General features: G+C 36.3%; 13 protein-coding genes. 2 read left to right on the top strand and 11 right to left on the bottom strand.

The genetic code is table 11. The features are described from left to right. The first annotated feature begins 528 nt into the window (after positions 1–528). Positions 529–1,185 carry a DUF6090 family protein gene (locus AC0L3Q_RS01405; RefSeq protein WP_473284449.1) on the top strand — a complete coding sequence of 219 codons (657 nt, stop codon included), beginning with the start codon at positions 529–531 and terminating at the stop codon, positions 1,183–1,185. Here the strand turns inward: AC0L3Q_RS01405 and AC0L3Q_RS01400 are convergent. The 6 genes from AC0L3Q_RS01400 to AC0L3Q_RS01375 all read right to left on the bottom strand — a co-directional run bounded on the left by AC0L3Q_RS01400 (position 1,154) and on the right by AC0L3Q_RS01375 (position 9,166). Next, complete coding sequence (locus tag AC0L3Q_RS01400) at positions 1,154–1,657, bottom strand: hypothetical protein (RefSeq protein ID WP_473284447.1); 504 nt, start codon at positions 1,655–1,657, stop codon at positions 1,154–1,156. The genes AC0L3Q_RS01405 and AC0L3Q_RS01400 overlap by 32 nt on opposite strands. A gap of 66 nt (positions 1,658–1,723) precedes the next feature. Continuing rightward, positions 1,724–2,008: a hypothetical protein gene (locus AC0L3Q_RS01395; protein ID WP_473284445.1), complete on the bottom strand. Its 285-nt coding sequence runs from the start codon at positions 2,006–2,008 to the stop codon at positions 1,724–1,726. Between the two features lie 556 nt (positions 2,009–2,564). Beyond that, positions 2,565–2,801, bottom strand: coding sequence for a hypothetical protein (locus AC0L3Q_RS01390; RefSeq protein WP_473284443.1), 237 nt, complete (start codon positions 2,799–2,801; stop codon positions 2,565–2,567). Between the two features lie 524 nt (positions 2,802–3,325). Further along, positions 3,326–3,499: a hypothetical protein gene (locus AC0L3Q_RS01385; protein WP_473284441.1), complete on the bottom strand. Its 174-nt coding sequence runs from the start codon at positions 3,497–3,499 to the stop codon at positions 3,326–3,328. Positions 3,500–3,690: 191 nt separating this feature from the next. After that, positions 3,691–4,086, bottom strand: a complete 396-nt coding sequence (locus AC0L3Q_RS01380) for a hypothetical protein (RefSeq protein WP_473284440.1) — start codon at positions 4,084–4,086, stop codon at positions 3,691–3,693. Between the two features lie 163 nt (positions 4,087–4,249). Further along, on the bottom strand, positions 4,250–9,166 hold the full coding sequence (locus AC0L3Q_RS01375) for a DUF6443 domain-containing protein (RefSeq protein ID WP_473284438.1): 4,917 nt from the start codon (positions 9,164–9,166) through the stop codon (positions 4,250–4,252). Between the two features lie 688 nt (positions 9,167–9,854). On the opposite strand from AC0L3Q_RS01375, the gene AC0L3Q_RS01370 reads away from it, so the two are divergent. Next, positions 9,855–11,366, top strand: coding sequence for a carboxypeptidase-like regulatory domain-containing protein (locus tag AC0L3Q_RS01370; RefSeq protein ID WP_473284436.1), 1,512 nt, complete (start codon positions 9,855–9,857; stop codon positions 11,364–11,366). A gap of 51 nt (positions 11,367–11,417) precedes the next feature. Here AC0L3Q_RS01370 and AC0L3Q_RS01365 read toward each other — a convergent pair whose 3' ends face one another. Genes AC0L3Q_RS01365 through AC0L3Q_RS01345 form a run of 5 tightly spaced genes read right to left on the bottom strand, consistent with a single transcriptional unit; the run spans position 11,418 to position 19,495 of the window. After that, complete coding sequence (locus AC0L3Q_RS01365) at positions 11,418–12,080, bottom strand: ABC transporter ATP-binding protein (RefSeq protein WP_473284434.1); 663 nt, start codon at positions 12,078–12,080, stop codon at positions 11,418–11,420. Positions 12,081–12,103: 23 nt separating this feature from the next. Continuing rightward, a complete protein-coding gene (locus tag AC0L3Q_RS01360; RefSeq protein WP_473284432.1) occupies positions 12,104–14,518 on the bottom strand; it encodes an ABC transporter permease in 2,415 nt (804 codons plus the stop codon). 21 nt (positions 14,519–14,539) lie between these two features. After that, positions 14,540–15,394, bottom strand: coding sequence for an ABC transporter permease (locus AC0L3Q_RS01355; RefSeq protein WP_473284430.1), 855 nt, complete (start codon positions 15,392–15,394; stop codon positions 14,540–14,542). Further along, a complete protein-coding gene (locus tag AC0L3Q_RS01350) occupies positions 15,343–17,049 on the bottom strand; it encodes an ABC transporter permease (RefSeq protein WP_473284428.1) in 1,707 nt (568 codons plus the stop codon). The genes AC0L3Q_RS01355 and AC0L3Q_RS01350 overlap by 52 nt, the downstream gene beginning before the upstream one ends. Positions 17,050–17,074: 25 nt before the next feature. Next, entirely contained in the window at positions 17,075–19,495 is a 2,421-nt protein-coding gene (locus AC0L3Q_RS01345) for an ABC transporter permease (RefSeq protein ID WP_473284426.1), read from the bottom strand. Between the last annotated feature and the right edge of the window lie 23 nt (positions 19,496–19,518).

Genomic DNA, 19,518 nt, shown 5'->3' with positions numbered 1-19,518 from the left:
TGTATTTTTTGTATTTTTTTCTGTATTTTATGTATATTCTTGTATTTCAATTACTTACATCTATTCTTCTATTAAAAATACAGAAATACAAAAATTATTGAAAAGTTAGTATAAAAATAAAATTATAAATAAATAAGGAAATTTCTTGCTTTCTGTAATTCGCTTAATCGATGAATAACCAAATTGTGCGTGTCTCTATACTGGTTATAAACTATTAATATTTTTGTCAAAACAAAAACAACTCAAAAAGGCGAAATTTTTGAATAAAAATTGTGCGTTTTTGTGACCTAATTATAGTTTTTCCTGTTAAGATTATTAGGGGGTGTGGGGGATTAAGATTTAAGGTTAAATAAGTACTTTTTTGAAAATTGTTATCGAAAAGTTATCGAATTTTTAAATATTCATATATAACTATTTGATTTTCAAACTAAATAGAAACGATCAAAGAGCGCTGCTTTGATCGTGTTTTTTGTTATATGCATGTCATGATAAATTAGTATTTTAAAGCAGTAAATCATCTTTGGGAATATGAAAAAAATCAATTGGAGATACGCGTTGGGTGAAACCCTGATCGTGATCATAGGGATTACTATTGCTTTTAGTCTTAACAAATATTCTGAACGCTTAAAAGATCGTGATCTAAGGACTGCCTATCTCACTAACCTAAAAAACGATATTCAAACTGATAAAAAAACACTGGAAACCAACCTGCAAACCCTCACGGATTTTCAAAAAAGTACTAATGAGATCATACCACATCTCAATACCGATTCACCACAAAAAATGAACATCTTAAGGAAAGTGTTTCAGATCTCTAATTTGGTGGAGTTTGTACCCCAGGATGTTACCTACAATACCTTGATCAATTCTGGAGACCTTACCCTTTTTGAGGATCTGGAGCTCAAATCGGCCATCCAAAATTACTATTCTGCCGATTTGCATACTATCCTAAAAGCGTACGAACGGCAAGAAATCATCCATAAAGAATACCTGGGCAAGTATTATATCTACCATGCTGATTTTGATAAAATGAGAAGTAATGAGTTTCCTTTTGAAGATGAAAAGCTCCTAAAAAGAATTGTACAAAGTCTTGCCAGCAGTTATAAAATACAAATGGATGCCACCGAAAAAGGGATTACACAATGCGATAGCATTATGGCTGTTTTTGATCGGGAGTTGCGTTAGCCATCTTTTTTAAAGATAGTATCTTCCCAGTTTGGATTCCTGTAAATGCTAAGAATACACATAACAGGGCTTGCAGTATCCGCGAGACATTAAAAACTTTCGCCATAAAATCCTTGACAGGATCGTGAGTTACTAATCCATCATGTGTATTATCATATCTAATGATTTCTTGTCCTATTCCTATAACAAAAGTAAGCATCACGATAAAAGATATCGTTGTGATCATGAAAACCACATTCCCGAACATATTCCTGAACCATTTTGCTATCACCCTAACCAGGTATACCAGAAAAAGAAATAATACAAAATAGAGAATAAAGAAGAATGACTTAGGAAGTACAAAATAAGTATCGTGGATATTAATATCGGTATGTGCTGCATTCTGTAAGCTATCCCATCCCAATAAGATAAAATTAAGAATGCCTATTGTAATAATTGACCCTAGTAGCCAAAGAAATTCTTTTTTGTTCAAAAGGATGTGAATTTATATCGTGTTCTCTCACAAGATACAAGATTCCTGTTTTTTTTACCTTCTATTTCACCTTTTAGATGATAAAAGCGTATTCGATGAGGTAAAATCATAGATTTTACCATCAAACTCGCACCATTTGGATTGATTGATCACTTTGGTAAAGGTGTTTTTTAAAGTCGTTAAGGTTTGGGATTGCAACTGGCCATTTACCAGATATATGCCATTACACAAAAAGAAGACATTGTCATCAAGGTCTTTTGTGATCAAGGCATTGCTATCCCTATAGCTCATTTCTATCATGGTATCCAAACGTGACCTATAGGGCAAAGGCCGCAGCATTTTCTTTTTCATAACCGTTATTTTGGGGCGGGTAAAATTACATCATTACAGGACTTATCGACTTTACCAAATCGTTAACTATTTGTCATATAATCGTTTATTACTTTTTTTGATGTTTGGGGGTAGGTGCAACAAGCAATGAAGCGTTATATATAAAAAAGCAATGATGATTTTAAAAAATGTATTTAGAGTACACCTTCCTTCGATTATTAAGTTTATAAAAGAACTGCCCGCTGCTTGTTCGCATTCGATTCATCGATAAGGTGGCGAGTTTTGTTTTTAAATAGAGTTGGTGAAATAAATAGCGTGGATGCATACTCCACGCTATTTTTGTTTTATCGACAGCAAACCTACCATTCGTCTACAGCAAATCGGGTTTGATCCGAAATCAACCGTTTACGAACAATGGATCACCTACTTTTATACCATAGAAACGAAAAAACGGTTTGGTTTTGTGAAACATAAGTCCAGCCTCAACATATTGATCCCCAAGATCGCATATCGTCATAAAAAACAGCCACTAGATAGTGGCTGTTTGTTTTTTGTGTTTATAAAACACGATAAACTTCTAGAGGCGAAAAGTAGCAAGAGAAATAGTTCTCTTCGACTTCGAATCTTCAATAAGGAATTCCTTTATTTCTTTATCAAGAACAATAAAATGATACTTTGGGTCTAGTCCAAATTTTTCTGAAAGTATAGGGTTATCTTTTACATATTCTGTAATATAATTTCCTTTCTTTTCTTTTTCGTTAATCCCTGACCTGTAAAAACTTAGTCTCAATTCATCATTAGAATTACTATTCATATTTACAGAATCGCAATAGTAAAGGGATTCCAACGGAGTAGAAAAGACCAAGAAAAATTGTTTTTCATTATAAACATATAGTCCATGAATTGAAACCTCATCAACGTCATAGATTATCTTATTCTTCTGGCAAGACAAACTTAAAATGACACTAGTTATTAAAGCTACTAGAACTATTTTGTTTTTCATAAATAGAAGATGGGTTTTTTGTTGTTGTGGTTTTGTATCTTACTCTTACCTGGTACTAGTCAGGGACTAGCGCTAGCAGAGGAAATGTTTTTATTGATATGATTTATAAAACTTTCTATATTCCACTTGAATTTTTTCTTTTTTCTTATCTATATTAATAAAAGAATACTCTTTTTTTACATCTAAACTTATATCTATATTATCATTGATCTTAATCCTAATTTTTTTAATAGAATTAAGTAATTTATAATCTTTTGCAACACCTAAAGTGTTATCCGTGGATATTATGTCTGCAAAAACTTGAGTGCCATCTGCAAAAAGTTGGATTTTATCATTTACATAACCCCCATCAAAAAAAGCAATATTTCGTTGTCTTTTTTTATTTCATTTATGACTGATTCCTGCTTATCACTAGGTTCAAAGTTATTATAATCAATAGAATAATTTTGGCTTACACCACAATTATAAATAAAAATCACAAAAAATAGGGCTGTAATAATTTTCTTCATTTTTTCTAATTATTTATTCTTCTATCGGCGCTAGTTTGCAACTAACATCCCACACAAAACAAGCCAAAACATCTAAAAATATAAAAAGCCACTTTCAAAAAATGAAACTGGCTTGTGGTTTTCTTTCTTACTGTGATCTGACACTAGTCAAAGACTAGCTCTAGCGGGAGCTATCCGGTTTTTGGTTTTTATTAACATGAATCACAATCACACTTTAATGGAACTTTAATTTCATCAATAGAACCCGATATATAATAAGTTCTATAATTCTTAACTCTTTTTATTATATCTTTCTTCTTAGGGTTGTCATCTAATTTTTGAGTAAGAAAATTTAAAACATCTTGAAAACTATCCCCTCTATCTTTACAGTTTATTGATTCAAAAAAAGTAATGTTTCCATTATCATTTATGTAAGCAAAATGGCTAAAAGCATAATTATCATCTAAGCAATAAAAATAATACACATGTCCCTTTCTAAATTTAAAATCTTCATGATATAAATCAACTACTGGATCATTTGTTAAATCGTGAATAGTCAATCGCTTAGCAAAGCAATTCTCATTATCAAACAAAAAACTCTCCCCCATTTCTCCTGATATTCCGGAATTACTTTATTAAGAAAACTAATAAAGCGATTGACCTCTGTTTTGTTTATTGAGCATTTTACCATTTCCTTATCCAAGCCTACATTATTTGTAGTCTTGCAAGAAAACAGAAATAAAATTGTTGCAATTATTGACATTTTTATTTTCATTGCTGTTGATTTTCTTTAATTTCTTTAAGGACTTTTCTATTTTGATCGTATGCTGAAGATTCCACTGGGTAAGGGTCTGTTCCACCTTCTTGTCTCGTTTTTAAAGCATTAATTGTTTTCCGATCCGTATTATGGAACCCCTCATGTGTAAATATTGAAACAAGTCCTGTTTCTTTTGAAATTTTTGAACCATCTCCATATTTTTTACTATGGTAATCAAGTTGTCTTTCGCCTATATCGCCTTCATACATAGTAATTGTTGCCTCTTTATATTCAAAACTTCCATCATCATTCTGTATATAAGCTATTTCACCTTTAAACTTGCCAATTGTTTCATCTCCACTTGCACTATCCCACTCTAAGGGATTGCCATTAGCATCATGAGCCTGATGATATCCTAATTTACCAACATTCGCCTTCTCCTTAACAGTTTTAAAATTGACTTTGGTTTTATTATTTGCCACGGTAATAAATTGATTTGTTGCTGTTTTACTTCCTGACCTATTAATCAGGGATGCATATCGTCTCAAATCAGCAGAAGCATTACGGCCTAATTTTAAAGTGCCATCTTTTCTCTGTCTCACCTTTACTCTTTTGCCGTTGGTTCCAACCCAATATCTACCATCTACCTCTATATTGCGAATTGGATTTCCAGCAACAAACGAATAAGTACTATAAGACATATACTTCTCAGCCAACGGATCAATATTCATCCAACGTCCTAAAGAAGCATTATAATTACGTGCTCCAAAATCTTGCCACTCTAAGCCTATTTCATCTTGTTCCTCCTTATTCCCAAACCCATAGATGTGATTCTTACCTCTAAGCACCTCATTATACCCTTTATGTGTCAATCCAAAAGGATAGTAGTTCTTCTCTTGAACAATTTCACTTTGAACAACAAAACCATTTTTATCAGCATCTTTATAAGAAAGTCTTATATTTCCTAAATGATCCTTAAATTGATAGACATACTTATACCCATCGGCTTCTTTTTCTACAATCCCTTCAGCTTGGTTAAAGAATTCTAGATTCCCGTTTTTGTATACATAGTTACCGGCATACTCCGTTGTTATAGAACTTCCCTCTGTTACGATCTTTTTTTGTTTCGCTCCAGTGGCGTCGTAAATATAAGCAATTGTTCCTGTACCCTCACTATTACTGATCGAAACAGTTTCTGGTAAGTTTAAGTGATTATAGGTAATCGCCGAGATCCCTTTGTTGCGGTCTATGATCATGTTGCCATTAGCATCATACTCAAAATCATCGTTGGTGTTAGTACCATCTTTAAAGCCATAGTCCTTGTTTCCAGTATCTGTTACTTTTTGGAGTTTGTTACCGCTATCATAGTCATAGACCAATACATCCATATTGCCATAACTTGCACTGTTCTGCCAACCGTTTCTAGCTAAAGATTCTATATTCCCCATCTTATCGTAGGTAATACTAGACACTACATATTTGTTATCATTATCGGTAGCTGCTATAAAACGGTTTAACGCATCATAACGATATCCATAGGCTCTTTTGGTATTATCATTGGCCGTTCTCCAAATCGTCTCACTAATGTTTCCATTGTATAACTTACTTGCATACAAGTTCTCTGTAGTGGTATTGTAATTGATCCCAAAGGCAAATAGATCACCCCCTAAATTGTTAGGATCATTGATCGTTTTTAACCATCCTCTGATGTTGTAAGTGTAATCTACTTGCTGTAACCCTTCGGCTCCGCTCAGGGTTCCTTGGGTGCTGAGCGTAGTCGAAGTACCGCCCACTTTCTTGCTGACCAGTTGTCCTAATTCATCATAGGTGTTGTTTACAATCAACTCTACATCCTGATCATTGATCTTTTGGGTTTGGGTAAGCAGTCTCCCTGTATGATCATAGGTAAAGGTATCTACTGTGATCAAAGGAGTACTTCCGTTTTTAACATGGGACGTAGTCGTCTCTTCTACTCTACCGGTAAAGTCCAGTTTTATCGAAGTCTTATCGATCGTACTTAAGTAATGGTTTCTATTTCCTATCCAAATCGCTCTTCCTTTATTGTCATAAGCCGTAACTGTAGTAATCCAGTTATTGGTATCCAATACTCGTACCTTGGTTCCTGTAGGTAAGCTTCTTACTTGATCTGTAGTCGTTACCCCATATACACTTGCAGGCTTGTCCATACCATGACGATCAAAATTATAATCATCATAGTAGTTGATCGTATGGATTTCTGCAATCCCTTGTGGGATGGCATTGTTACTATAATATATCGTGGTACCTGCTATGGTCTGTGCACTGCTTTGTTTGCTTTCATGTTGGGTATACACTACCGTGTTATCCGCAGATTCTTGCATAGGGATACGATCACTACTATTGCCTATCAAACCTGTATAAGCAACACGACCATGTCTGTCGTATTTGGTAAACAACCATTGGTTCTTGCTCCTTAGATTTGCATCCTGAGTCATTACCGGTTGATCCAGTTTGTTATACACAATATACTCCCATCCTTTACCAGGGATCTTCTTTTCAACCAATCGGTTTCTGTAATCGTATTTGTATTGATAACAGAGTTCGGCAAGCTCGGTGTTAGAAACACCATCGGTAATCGTCACTTTTGGTGGTAGTACAAAACTTAGATTACCAAAATCATCATAGACATAATAGGTGTCATGTGCTTCTGCTGTAACTGAGCTTGTCGAAGCAAATGTGCGTTTTAGTACTACTCTGTCTTGTTTGTCTTTATACTCTCTAGTAGTATGGTTATCCCCATCAGCCTGTGTCCAGTTCTCATCCTTGGTGATACTTACATACAACTCATTGATAGCATAGTACCCGTTTTGTGATAATACCGGCTTTTCGGTATCATTATTGGTAAAGTCCACATCAAAACGTACTACTTCATTCGCTATGTTGTGTCTCCAATCAAACTTGATCGTATGATCAGTATCACTATTAGGGTCTACCTTCCAGTCTTTCCCTGGAGCGCCTTGTTCTAGTGCTCTATTTAATGGAGAATCCTCAAAGATTGTCTCACTATAGGCATTTACTTGTGCTGGGTTAGTGATCCCTGCAAAGTCTGCTGCATAAGTGTCTAAGTAATACTGGTTGATATCATTCGTGATATTTACCGCAGTATAACTACCTTGGTTTGCCTTGGCAAAAGGTAAATACTGCTTGGCTTGTCTACCCACCTCATCATACTCCATATGAGTAATAATGTCTTTTTGAGTAGGAGATCCTTTGATGGCCGTTTGTTGTTTAGGTCTTCCCAGTCCGTCAAAATACGTTACTGTCTCTATCACATCCTTATTCACCTGTATCTCACTAGGTGAACTCATTGGGGTTTGGTAAGTACGGGTAAATACATAACTTTCCGTATCTGATAAGCTAAGACTGTGTGGGATACCTGTACATCCCATCTCCTCTCCATATACTCCAGGACACTGATCTGTATTATCAGTGACATACCCCGTAGGTGGAACACATCCAGTTTGCGAATCACCAGGATCACCAAAACCATCATTGTCCCCATCTCTATACCAAACTGTATTGGGGTGGATATTAGGGTTAGTGTCATTACAATCATCTCCATTAAGCACATAAGTATAGCCATCACTGGGAGCAGTACTGTAATAAAAATGAGCGTTTGGATCTCCAAAGGTGTCGGTATCTACATCTCTATAAAAATGCTTCGGTGCAATGTTGGTGATAAACTCTGTGCTATCATCATAGTCATTACCATTAAGTACATACGTATAACTATCTGTTGGAGCAGCACTGCGGTAGTATCTCACATTAGGGTCTCCATAAGTATCGGTGTCTACATCTCTGTAAAAGTTCTTAGGAGCGATATTGGTGATATACTCATCACTATCGTTATAATCATCATCATTGGTCACATAGGTATACTGATCTACTGGGGGTGCACTACGATAATAGTGAAACACAGGATTACCATAGGTATCATTATCTGCATCTCTGTAAAAGTGCTTCGGTGGAATATGAGTGATAAACTCATCACCATCATCAATATCATCGCTGGTTAGTACATATCCCAATGGTTGATCACACTGGGTAACACTAATCGATGCGTTTCCTCTCTGGTCTCCATCTCCATCTTTATACCATTTGGTGGTAGGATTGATCGCTTTTACATCATCTCTACAATCCAGGTTATTGGTTACATAACCACTTGGACGAACACTACGATACAAACGATCTGCTACTGCAGGAGATCCATAAGTGTCCTTATCTACATCTCTATAAAAATAACGTGGTGGGATGTTGGTGATCCATTTATCCCCATCATTGATATCATCATTGTTACTTACATAACCTGATGGTTGCGTACAGCTCTTTGTGGTAACAGTAGCATTACCTCGACCATCTTTATCCCAATCGCGATACCAAACCTTGTTGGGATTAATAGATGCATTACCATCATTACAATCCAGATTGTTAGTCACATAACCCCCGGGACGAACACTACGGTATACCCTGTTGTTGGGATTACCAAAGGTGTCGTTATCCCCATCTCTATAAAAGTAACGAGGAGCGATATGAGTGATGTGGATATTGTTATCATCCCGATCGTCATTATACAATACGTAATTGGTAGGCTTAGCACACTGGATCTTCATAGGACTGGTACGCCCTCTACCATCGCCATCACCATCATAATACCACCTTGTAGTAGGATTGATCGCCGCATTACCGTCATTACAATCCGTATTATTAGCTACATAGTTGGTGGTAGGGGTAGTGACATAGGCCGAATTAGGATTACCATAGCCATCTCTATCTCCATCGTAATAATATTTGGTGGTACCACCGCCCCCATCAATAGGACCATCGGTTAATTGTGCTTCTACACTGTATCCCACAAAAAATAGAAATACAATCAAAAATATCTTGCTTTGCATGTCTTTTAAAATTCCTTACAATTTGTTTTCTCCAATAGTAATTGAATCAAAAAGGGATAAGAAGAGATTTTTTCTCTTTTGGTGCCTACTCCTAATAAAACTTATCCCTTGTGATTCACAATCTAAACACAAATAATTGTAATAGATCTTTATATCTTTTGATGCAATAGTACTACACGCCAGTTTCATATTTTGAAACTCTACCGCATTAGAGTGTTAAAGTTTTGATGATTTTTCCCTTACTCATCAAAATCCCAAAGCAAAACTAGGAGTTCCCTTTTTGATATCCTTACAGATATCTGTATCTGGAGTGTTTTGCTTCATCGACAGCAATCCTACCATTCGTCGACAGCAAACCGGACCTCACCCCAAACCAACTGTTTATCAACAATGAATGGACTACTTTTATACCATAGAAATAAAAAAACGGTTTTGTTTTGTGAAACATAAAGTAAGTAACCGAGAGTTGCCTCTAAAAAGAAACATAAGACTAGCCCTAACATATTGAGCCCCAAGATTACATATCGTCATACCCCTAAAAACAGTCACTAGATAGTGGCTGTTTCTTTTTTGATAAAAAGCATGTAACAATTTCCTTTCAAAAAAGTCTTCTTTATGGTTCTGGCAACCTTTTTGATAGAAATTACGTCTTAGCTAATAAGACTTTTAATCAACAAATTTTGACACTATGATATTTCGTCAACCAATTTTACTTTCTTGCTTTTTATTTTTCGGTTCCCATTTGGTTATGGGACAAACGATTAGTTCTAAAGTTTTGGATCAAAAAACCAATGAACCTGTACCCTTTGCTACTGTACAGCTTTCCGAAAATCAAGGAATCATCACCAACGAAGAAGGACGTTTTAGTCTTACTATTGATGAAACACTAAAAGATGTAGATTCTATTTATATCTCTTCAATGGGATATGAAAAATTAGCCATCGCAATTTCAAAAGATACCGATAGTATCATCTATCTTCCTCCAAAAGCTATTGAGTTAAAAAGTGTCTTTATTTCAAATAAAAACCTTACCATAGACGAAATCATGGATAACGTAAAGGATAAGATCAGTGAAAACTACAACACCGAGCTATCCAAGAAGAGGCTATTCTTTAGAGAATCTGAGTTTAATACGCTTAAAAAAATGAATGTAGATTTTAAAAAATCTACCATCAAAGAGTTAAACAAAAAATTGATCGATAGCGTAGTCTCTCTCATTCCGAGGCAATCCTCTTACTACACCGAAATCCTATGTGATCTATACGGAGATTTTGACAAGCAAAAACTACATATTACCAAAGCGGCAGAGCTATATGATAAGAATAAAACCGTATCGCTAGATGCTATGACCAAGCGTATGGAAACCATTTTTAAAGAAAATGTAAAACGAGATTCTTACTTAAAGATTAAGTCTGGATTGTTTGGAACCAAAGTACAGGTAGATTCTATCTTAGAACAAACCGAGGATGCCCAGGCGGTAAAAGATGAAATGGACAAACAAGACAAAAAAGAGGATAAAAGCAAATTTCTGAAATACAGAAAACAAGGTCTAGAGAGTTTGATGTCGAGCTTGTTTTTTAACGATGGAGTAATGTCCAATTTTATCAATAAATCAGGGAGATACGAATTTGAATTGGTAGACTATACCTATATTGATGATCATAGTGTATACATCATTAAATTCGAGCCCAAACGTAACGAAGATTTTAAAGGAACTCTCTACGTAAATACCGAAGACTTTGCCATTGTTCGAGCGGATTACCAAAATGCCAGAAATCTTAAAAACTTCAAGCTATTTGGGGTTCAGTATCAAGATAACCTATATCGTGCAAAAATGGGATTCACCAAAGGAGCCAACAATAAATACGATCTGAAATATATGGAAATGTATCGTGGTGGTTTCTTTGGATTCGACAGACCGCTTAAAGTAATCGAAAAAAACAAACACGTAAAAGGAAGACGTAAGCAAAATGAGCTCTCACTTGGTATCGATGCCGTAAATACCTATAAACGTAAGTATGAAATTGTGGTGTTTGATTCTGAAAAACTAAGTGAAGCTGATTACAAGAATAGTAAAGAAAACAATAAGATAAAACCGCAATACCTATCTAGCTACGATCCAGAATTTTGGAAAGGTTATAATATCATTGAGCCCAATTCTGCGATCAAACAGTTTACTGCTTCACCAGATAGTGAATAATCATCATTTTATAGTTCCTTCCTGCTTTGTTCAGGAAGGAACTTCTTGATTTTATTCGATACTACCATCTAATAAGTTGATTACCCTCGATCCGTAAGCCATATTTTTTTCAGAATGAGTCACCTGAATAATGGTTACACCCTCTTTGTTGAGTAGGGTAAAGATATCCATAATCTCCTCTCCTTGTTTTGAGTTTAAGTTACCGGTAGGTTCGTCTGCCAATATCAACTTCGGGCTTGCAATCAATGCCCTGGCAATCCCCACCAATTGCTGTTGCCCACCACTTAACTGGGTAGGAAAAAGATCCTTTTTGCCCACAATATTAAAGCGGTCCAACATATCTGCCACCATGGCTTTGCGCTCTGAACCACTATACTTTTTGTAAAGCAATGGCATTTCCAGGTTTTCTTTTACCGTAAGTTCATCTATCAAATGATACGATTGAAAAACAAATCCGATATATTGCTTGTAGAGATTGGCGCGATGTTTTTCTTTTAAATTATGTACAGATTCATCCAGGAAAGTATACTCTCCTTCATTAAAATCATCCAACATTCCCATCACATTAAGCAGTGTAGATTTTCCTGATCCTGATGGCCCCATAATCGAGATAAAATCTCCTTCGTTTACCCAAAAGCTAATATCCTTTAATAGATAAACTTTTTGACCTCCAGAATGTACCCATTTTGATATATTATTTAGTTGTAAAAGCATATTTGTAAAATTTTATATTCTATTTACTCTGTTCGTAAACTCTTTGTTGGATTGGATAAAGCTGCCTTTACTACATGAAATCCAACTGTAGAAATGGCGATACACACCGCTAATAAGGTAGCGACCACAAAGTGTACCCAACTGATTTCAATTTTGTAGGCAAAGTTTTCTAACCATCTATTTCCAATGTAGTACGCCAACGGGCTCGCAACCAACATGGCCGTAAATACTAATTTCAAAAAGTCTTTGAGATGTAATGAGGTAATCCCCAAAACTGAAGCTCCCAGTACTCTTCGTATTCCTACTTCTTTTTTACGTTGTTCGGTAGTAAAAGAAGCCAACCCAAACAAACCTATACAAGCAATAAAGATGGCTATAAACATAAACCAAAAAACTACTTTAGAAACCCGTTGCTCTGCTGCATAATTACGATAGAAATCCTCGTCCAAAAATGAATACTCGAATGGAACATTTGGATGTAATCGTTCCCATAGTGTTTGTACCTCTTTTATGCCTGAAGCAAAATTGGTTTGATTTAGGGTAACCACAAAATAATTTGGATTTGCCTGGCCTAGAGTGAGCAAGCCATAAGGAGCTATGGGTTCGTGAAGGCTTTTGAAGTTGAAATCTTCGATCACCCCGATAATCTCTAAGTAACTCTTATTCTCTGCATTTCCATAAAACACTTTGCGACCCACTGCCGTTTCTGGAGTATATCCAATTTGTTCGACCGCAGTTTTATTAAGAATAATCGAAAGTGAATCATTAGCACTATTTTTTGAGAATGCTCTACCGTATAATAACTTATATCCTAACGTTTCTATATACCCCTCTGCCACTTGCCCATATCGTGTATACACATTATCCTGAATCGTCTTACCCTCTGCATAAAAAGCATTATCACTAATAACATGTAATCCTGGATAAGAATCTCCAGCACTGGCAGAAACCACATTAGGACTTTTTAGAAGTTCTGTCTTAAAGGTAGTATAGCTTTGTGCCGCTTCTGGGCTTCGAAGTGGTATGAGCAATTGATGTTCTTTTTTGAACCCTAAATCTTTATCTTTTAAAAAGTTCATTTGCTGCCAAATCATTCCCGAAACCAATATCAACGCTGCCGATACGGTGAACTGAAAAATAACTAATCCCTTTCTTATAGTTTTTGCCGAGATGGAATTCACCAAAGCACCTTTCAGCACCGTAACCGGAGCAAAGGAAGATAGATATAATGCCGGATACAGACCAGACAGCACACTAGTAAGTATCGTTAATCCGAAAATAATGAATAAAATACCTGGATGTGCAAAAAGATCTAGTTCTTTATTGGTAAGTGTATTAAAAATTGGCAACAGCGTCCATACCAATGTCAGTGCAATCAATAGTGCTAACAAACATAGTAATAAAGACTCTCCGAAAAACTGAAAAATCAATACTTTTTTCTTAGCTCCCAATACCTTTCGCACTCCCACCTCTCTGGCTCTCTTTTCGGACCTTGCCGTAGATAAGTTCATAAAGTTTACACATGCAATCAATAATAAAAATGCAGCAATGGCACTAAAAATATAGATGTAGGTCATACTCCCATTTGCCGAAAGCTCCCACTGCATATTGGATTTTAAGTAAATGTCTTTCAAAGGTTGTGTAAAGTAGCTTCTTTCAAAATTACTTTCAGCTAATTGTGCCCCTAGATGTCTTTGTGTAAAATCCGGAAGTTTTGCTTCAAAATTGGCTACAGCACTGCCTTTTTTAAGTTTAATATAGGTGTAAAACAAGTTGTTACCTAATATACCTTCTTGACTATCCACCCAGGTACCAACATCGTTGTTCTTCATCGATAGTAACAGGTTGGCGCTAATATGAGATTTATACGTGTCTTTTCGAAATACTCCTCCCACCGTATATTTGGTTACCCCATAAGGTATTTCAATCTCAATGACCTCGTTGATCGGGTTTTTATCACCAAACAGTTTAAGAGCTACATCTTCAGAAAGCGCTACCATATTAGGTTGATTTAATGCCGTACTCGCACTACCATACTTAAAATCGTAGGTCAGTACCTCGAAAAAAGTAGAATCCACATAGTATCCATTTGTTTCGTATAGATTGATATTCTCCTTATTATTTTTCAGAAGAAACTTATCGATATTAGGGAATTTAAGTACCCTTGTTGCCAACGCTATTTCTGGAAAATCATCTTGTAAGGTCTGTGCCATTGGACCCGCAGTAGTTGCCAATTCTGTATCTGCAGATTCCATAAAAATACGATATACCTGATCTGCATCTTTGTGGTGTATATCATAACTCATCTCGTCCATAATGTACAAGGTGAGTAAAAGACAAGTTGCTAATCCTACGGCAAGCCCAAAGATATTGATGAAAGAAAACAACTTATGCTTTAATAAGTTTCTCCACGCTATTTTGAAATAATTCTTAATCATAATTACGCTACTTCAATTTGATTATTCGGTTCGTAAACTATCTACAGGATTTGCCATTGCAATTTTCATGGTTTGAAAACTTACGGTAACTATGGTAATCACAATTGCACTTAATGCCGCGGTTGCAAACACCCAAAATTCTATAGGTGTGCTATATGCGAAGTCTTTGAGCCATTCTTTGACCAGAAAATAGGCCAAAGGTGAAGCCAACACCACCGAAATTATAATCAGCTTGGTAAACTCTGAAGAAAATAACATGGCCAACTCTGATACTTTGGCTCCTAGTACTTTTCGTATACCTAATTCTTTAACTCGCTGTTCTGCGGAGAATGCCGAAAGACCAAATAGCCCCAAACAAGCAATAATCAATGCCAATATGGTAAAAATATTAAGTACCGTACCCATCTGCTGCTCTGCCCTAAATGTATTTTCGAATTCCTGATCCAAAAAGCTGTATTCAAACAAGACCGAAGCATCCATTTTTTTCATTTCTTGCTGGATCTCATCTATAATACTTTGTAGTTCTCCGGTATTGCTAACCGTCTGTGGGTTGATTCGTGCCGCCAAATATGTGCGACCTCGACCATAGTTCCATACCCAATCATTATCCTTATGAAGGATCACCAGTGGCCCAATTTTTTCTTTGGTAGAACTGAAGTTAAAATCCTTGACTACACCCAACACCTCCATCTTACTGGCGTTTTCATTAGTCATAGCCACATATTTCCCAACTGGAGAATCATTATGGTAGTTTTCTTTATTCCCCCAACCAAACATCTTTACGGCTTCCTCATTCAAAACAACTCCATATTTATCGGCTTCTCTCAAAGGATCAAAGTTTCTGCCTGCCAAAAACTCCACTCCCAGGAGCTCCAAAAATCTCCTTCGGTTCGTACATCGTCAAAATGCAAGGCTGGATTTTCGGGTCCAAATGCTCTGTATTTATCACCAGAAGTTACATTAGGAGGGATGCCATAAGACATTCCGACGTGTGTAAATGCAGGATTTGCTTGTAGTTTTTCTTTTAGGGTTTCTCCTTTCCCTTCTAACTGCTCAAAATTATGAATCTGTAATACATTATCTTTTAGCAACCCAAGATCCAAAGACGAGGTATACGACAATTGCTTTTGTACAAAGAAGGCAAAAATGATCAACGCGATCGAAACCGTAAATTGAAATACGACCAATCCATTTCTTAAGTTCTTTCCTTTGAATACTGAAGACACTTTCCCTTTTAAGGTTTCGATAGGGCGAAATGCCGAAAGATAAAATGCAGGATAACTCCCGGATAACAATCCCAACACAAGGATAAATAATAGAATAATCCCTATGCAAATAGGATTACTCAACAGTGGTAGCATGGATAAGTTCTTATCAGCTATCGAATTAAACACTCCTAGAAAAAGTTGTACCAGCACAATAGCAAAAAGAGTGCTTACCGCCACAAAAAGGGTAGATTCTAGAATAAATTGTTTGATTAATCTTGCTCTTTCAGAACCAAGTACTTTTCGAATCCCTACTTCTTTTGCTCTTTTGGAAGATCGAGCTGTAGATAAGTTCATAAAATTGATGCTGGACAAGAAAAGGATCAAAATCCCAATCGCAATAAACAATTTTACAAACTGTGGATTCCCAGTAGGTCCAAAAAGATGACTCTTGGGATCGTTTGAAAGGTAGACATTGCGTAACGGCTGAAGATATAATCTCCATTCATTCTCGGCGGTAAACGCTTCGTAAGACTGATCAAATAATCGTTGCGTAGTAAGCGCTGCCCATTTTGGAGGGATCGCCTGAATCTTATCTTCTAGCACCTCAACATTAGTTCCTTCTTTTACCAATCCATAGGTAGCAAAACCTGTCCAGGCCCACAACCAGTTTTGTCGATCCAATCTATTTTGGATAGTTGATAATGACATTAACACATCAAACTCTAAATGAGAATTTTTTGGTAGATTTTCTAACACTGCAGTTACCGTAAATGTACTCCATTGATCATTGGATTCTCTTACCTCGAGTTGCTTCCCCAGCGGATCTTCATTTCCAAAATAGCGTTGCGCCATTTTTTCGGTAATAACCATACTCATAGGTTCCTTGAGCGCAGTCTGAACATCTCCTTCTTTAAACTGAAAAGAAAACACCTCAAAGAAATTTTCTTCGGCCAAAAAGGCTTTCTCTTCCTTAAACAGGTCTCGATCCTGATTTTCGCTTTTTCGTCTCATGGTTTGAGCACCGGCATCGAGCATACGAGTTATCTTTTCGAACTCTGGAGCATCTGCTTTTAATGCCTCTGCCACATTAGGCCCTGTAGATGCATACTGTTTGTTCCAATCTCCCCATATATAGGATTGATTTACTCTGTAGATACGATCTCCGTTTTCGTGAAAAGTATCGTAGGTGGACTCGTTATATACATACAGACCAATCATAAAGCAACTGGTAATACCAATGGTAAGGCCTAGTATATTTAGAAAAGTAAATTGCTTTTCTCTAATCAAATTCCTCCAGATAATCTTGAAATAATTTTTAAGCATGATTTACGTTTTTTGATTGATTTTTTTATTCATCTCGTAGCGCTTCTACAGGATTTGCACTTGCCGCCGTAAAACTTTGCCAGCTTACGGTAAGCAATGTGATTCCCAATGCTATAATTCCTGCTAACGCAAAGATCCACCAGCTCAAACTGGTTCTGATGGCAAAGTTTTGTAACCAGGCATTCATTGCATACCATGCAATAGGCACAGCTATGAAAAAGGCTACACCTACCCATTTCACAAAATCGATATTGAGTAGTTTTAATATTTTGAAAATACTGGCTCCATTAACTTTACGGATACCTATTTCTTTCTTTCTTTGGATACACGTATACGAAGTCAAACCAAATAGTCCCAATGCCGCGATAAATATGGCCAGTGCCGTAAAAATTTTAAAAGCATCCCGAAACTTATTGTCTTCTTCGTACTGTTTTTGAAATTTCTTATCCAAAAACGTATAATTAAATGTACTCGAAGGGAAAACAGAAGCCCATGTATTTTGCACTTCATTCAGGGCAGTATTGTATCCCGAAACTGAAGTAACACTTGGGTCTAATTTTACCAATAGCACATCCCGTGTTGGTGTATATCGCAATACCATGGGTTCTACCGGATTTTTTACTCCAAAATGATGATAGTCTTTGATAATCCCAACAATATTCCAGTCACGACCCCAAAACTTTACTTTTTTATGCAATGCTTCCTCTACATTGGTAATCCCTACTTCTTTTACAAACTCAGCATTAACAATAATATCTTTGCTATATCCTTTTGGAGTTTCCTTGAACGTTTTCCCAGCCAAAAATTCGATGCCCATAACCTCAAAATAATCCGTATTTGCTTCATAGGTATACCATACCTTTTGCTCATTTATGGTACCATCAGGATAAGTCATGCCCATAAATGACGATAAATTGTCATATCCGTCACCAGGGTACGTATTTGATAAACCTGTACTGAGTACTATGGGATTTTGTTTAAGTTCCTGAGATAGCACCGAAAAATCAGTTCGCAATAAAGAATCGGATTTGTTGGTAAGAATTTCGCCTTGTATGGCCAATACATTATTCAAATCAGAACCAATAGGTTGATCATTAATAAAATTAATCTGCTTGGTAACTACTATAGTTCCTATAAGCAGTATGATGGTCGCCAAAAACTGAGTAATAATCAGTGCTTTTCTTACGTGTAATCCTTGAGCAGAAGTGCGCACCTTTCCTTTTAATGCTTTTGAAGGTGTATAGCGACTAAGCACAATAGCGGGATATAATCCTGCCAACATCATACCCAGTAAAATAATCCCCAAAATAGGAAGCAACTTTTGAACAATATCCATCTCAAAGTGCAGTGCTTTTCCTGTAAATTCGTTGTAGATCGGTAATATAAGTGCCGCTATGATTATGGCAATAATAATTGCTGCCATATTGAGCATAAAAGACTCCAACAATGACTGTACGATAAGCTGTTGTTTTTGCGCTCCTGCTACTTTTCTAATTCCTATTTCTTTGGCTCTTTCCAAAGACTTGGTTGTCGACAGATTGATGTAGTTGAGCCAGGAAAGGATCAATATGATAAATGCAATGGCTGTTAGAAATTTGATACGTGTAATGCTACCATTTGCCTCTGCTTCGTATGGTTTATTAGAGTATAAATGAATATCTTCAATAGGCTCGATATTCATACGCTCATCCTGTACCTCAGTCATGCCTCGATCTACAATCTTTTTTTGCAAAAGAGCGGCATCGGCTTTTTCATCAATTTTTAGATATGTAAAGAACGTATTGTTATTCCAATTGGGCCGTTTAATGTTATCTCCAACAGCCTCCAAATTAGGTAGCGTATTATAAGAGATTAAATATCCAATTTTAAAATGCGAGTTTTGATCCAAATCTGGAAGTACACCAGTAACCTTTACCAAAGCCGAAGATCCTTGAAAAAACTGTAGGGTCTTACCTATGGGATTCTGATCTCCAAAAAGTGTTTGCGCTAATGACGCCGTGAGTACAATGGTGTTTGGCTCCGACAAGGCGGTACGAACATCCCCATACTTTAGGTGCTGACTGAAAATGTCAAAATAAGAAGGGTCTGCCACACAGCCATCACTTATTTCAAGAATATGATGTTCATTTTTTAAGGTTGTTTTTCCTAACCGATAAAACCGAACGTAATCCACAACCTCCTGAAACTCCTTTTTCAAGGTAGGTCCTACCTGATTATAAGTTTGTGCATCTCCAGCAACATACGTGTCTCCTTCAAGATAGTCCATATAGGCCCGGTACACATTTTCAGAACCATCGAAACGGTCATAACTATGCTCGTATCTTATATAAACCATCAAAAGAATAAATGAAGCAACTCCAATGGCTAAACCCGCTATATTGATAAATGAATACAGCTTGTTCTTCAAAAGATATCTTAACGCTATTTTAAAATATAAGGTATACATGATACATTCTAATTTTCCTAATT

The sequence above is a fragment of the Aquimarina sp. KJ22-3 genome (genome assembly GCF_055808215.1).
The sequence above is the reverse complement of the archived record's forward strand: the minus strand, read 5'-3'. Positions and strand labels throughout refer to the sequence as shown.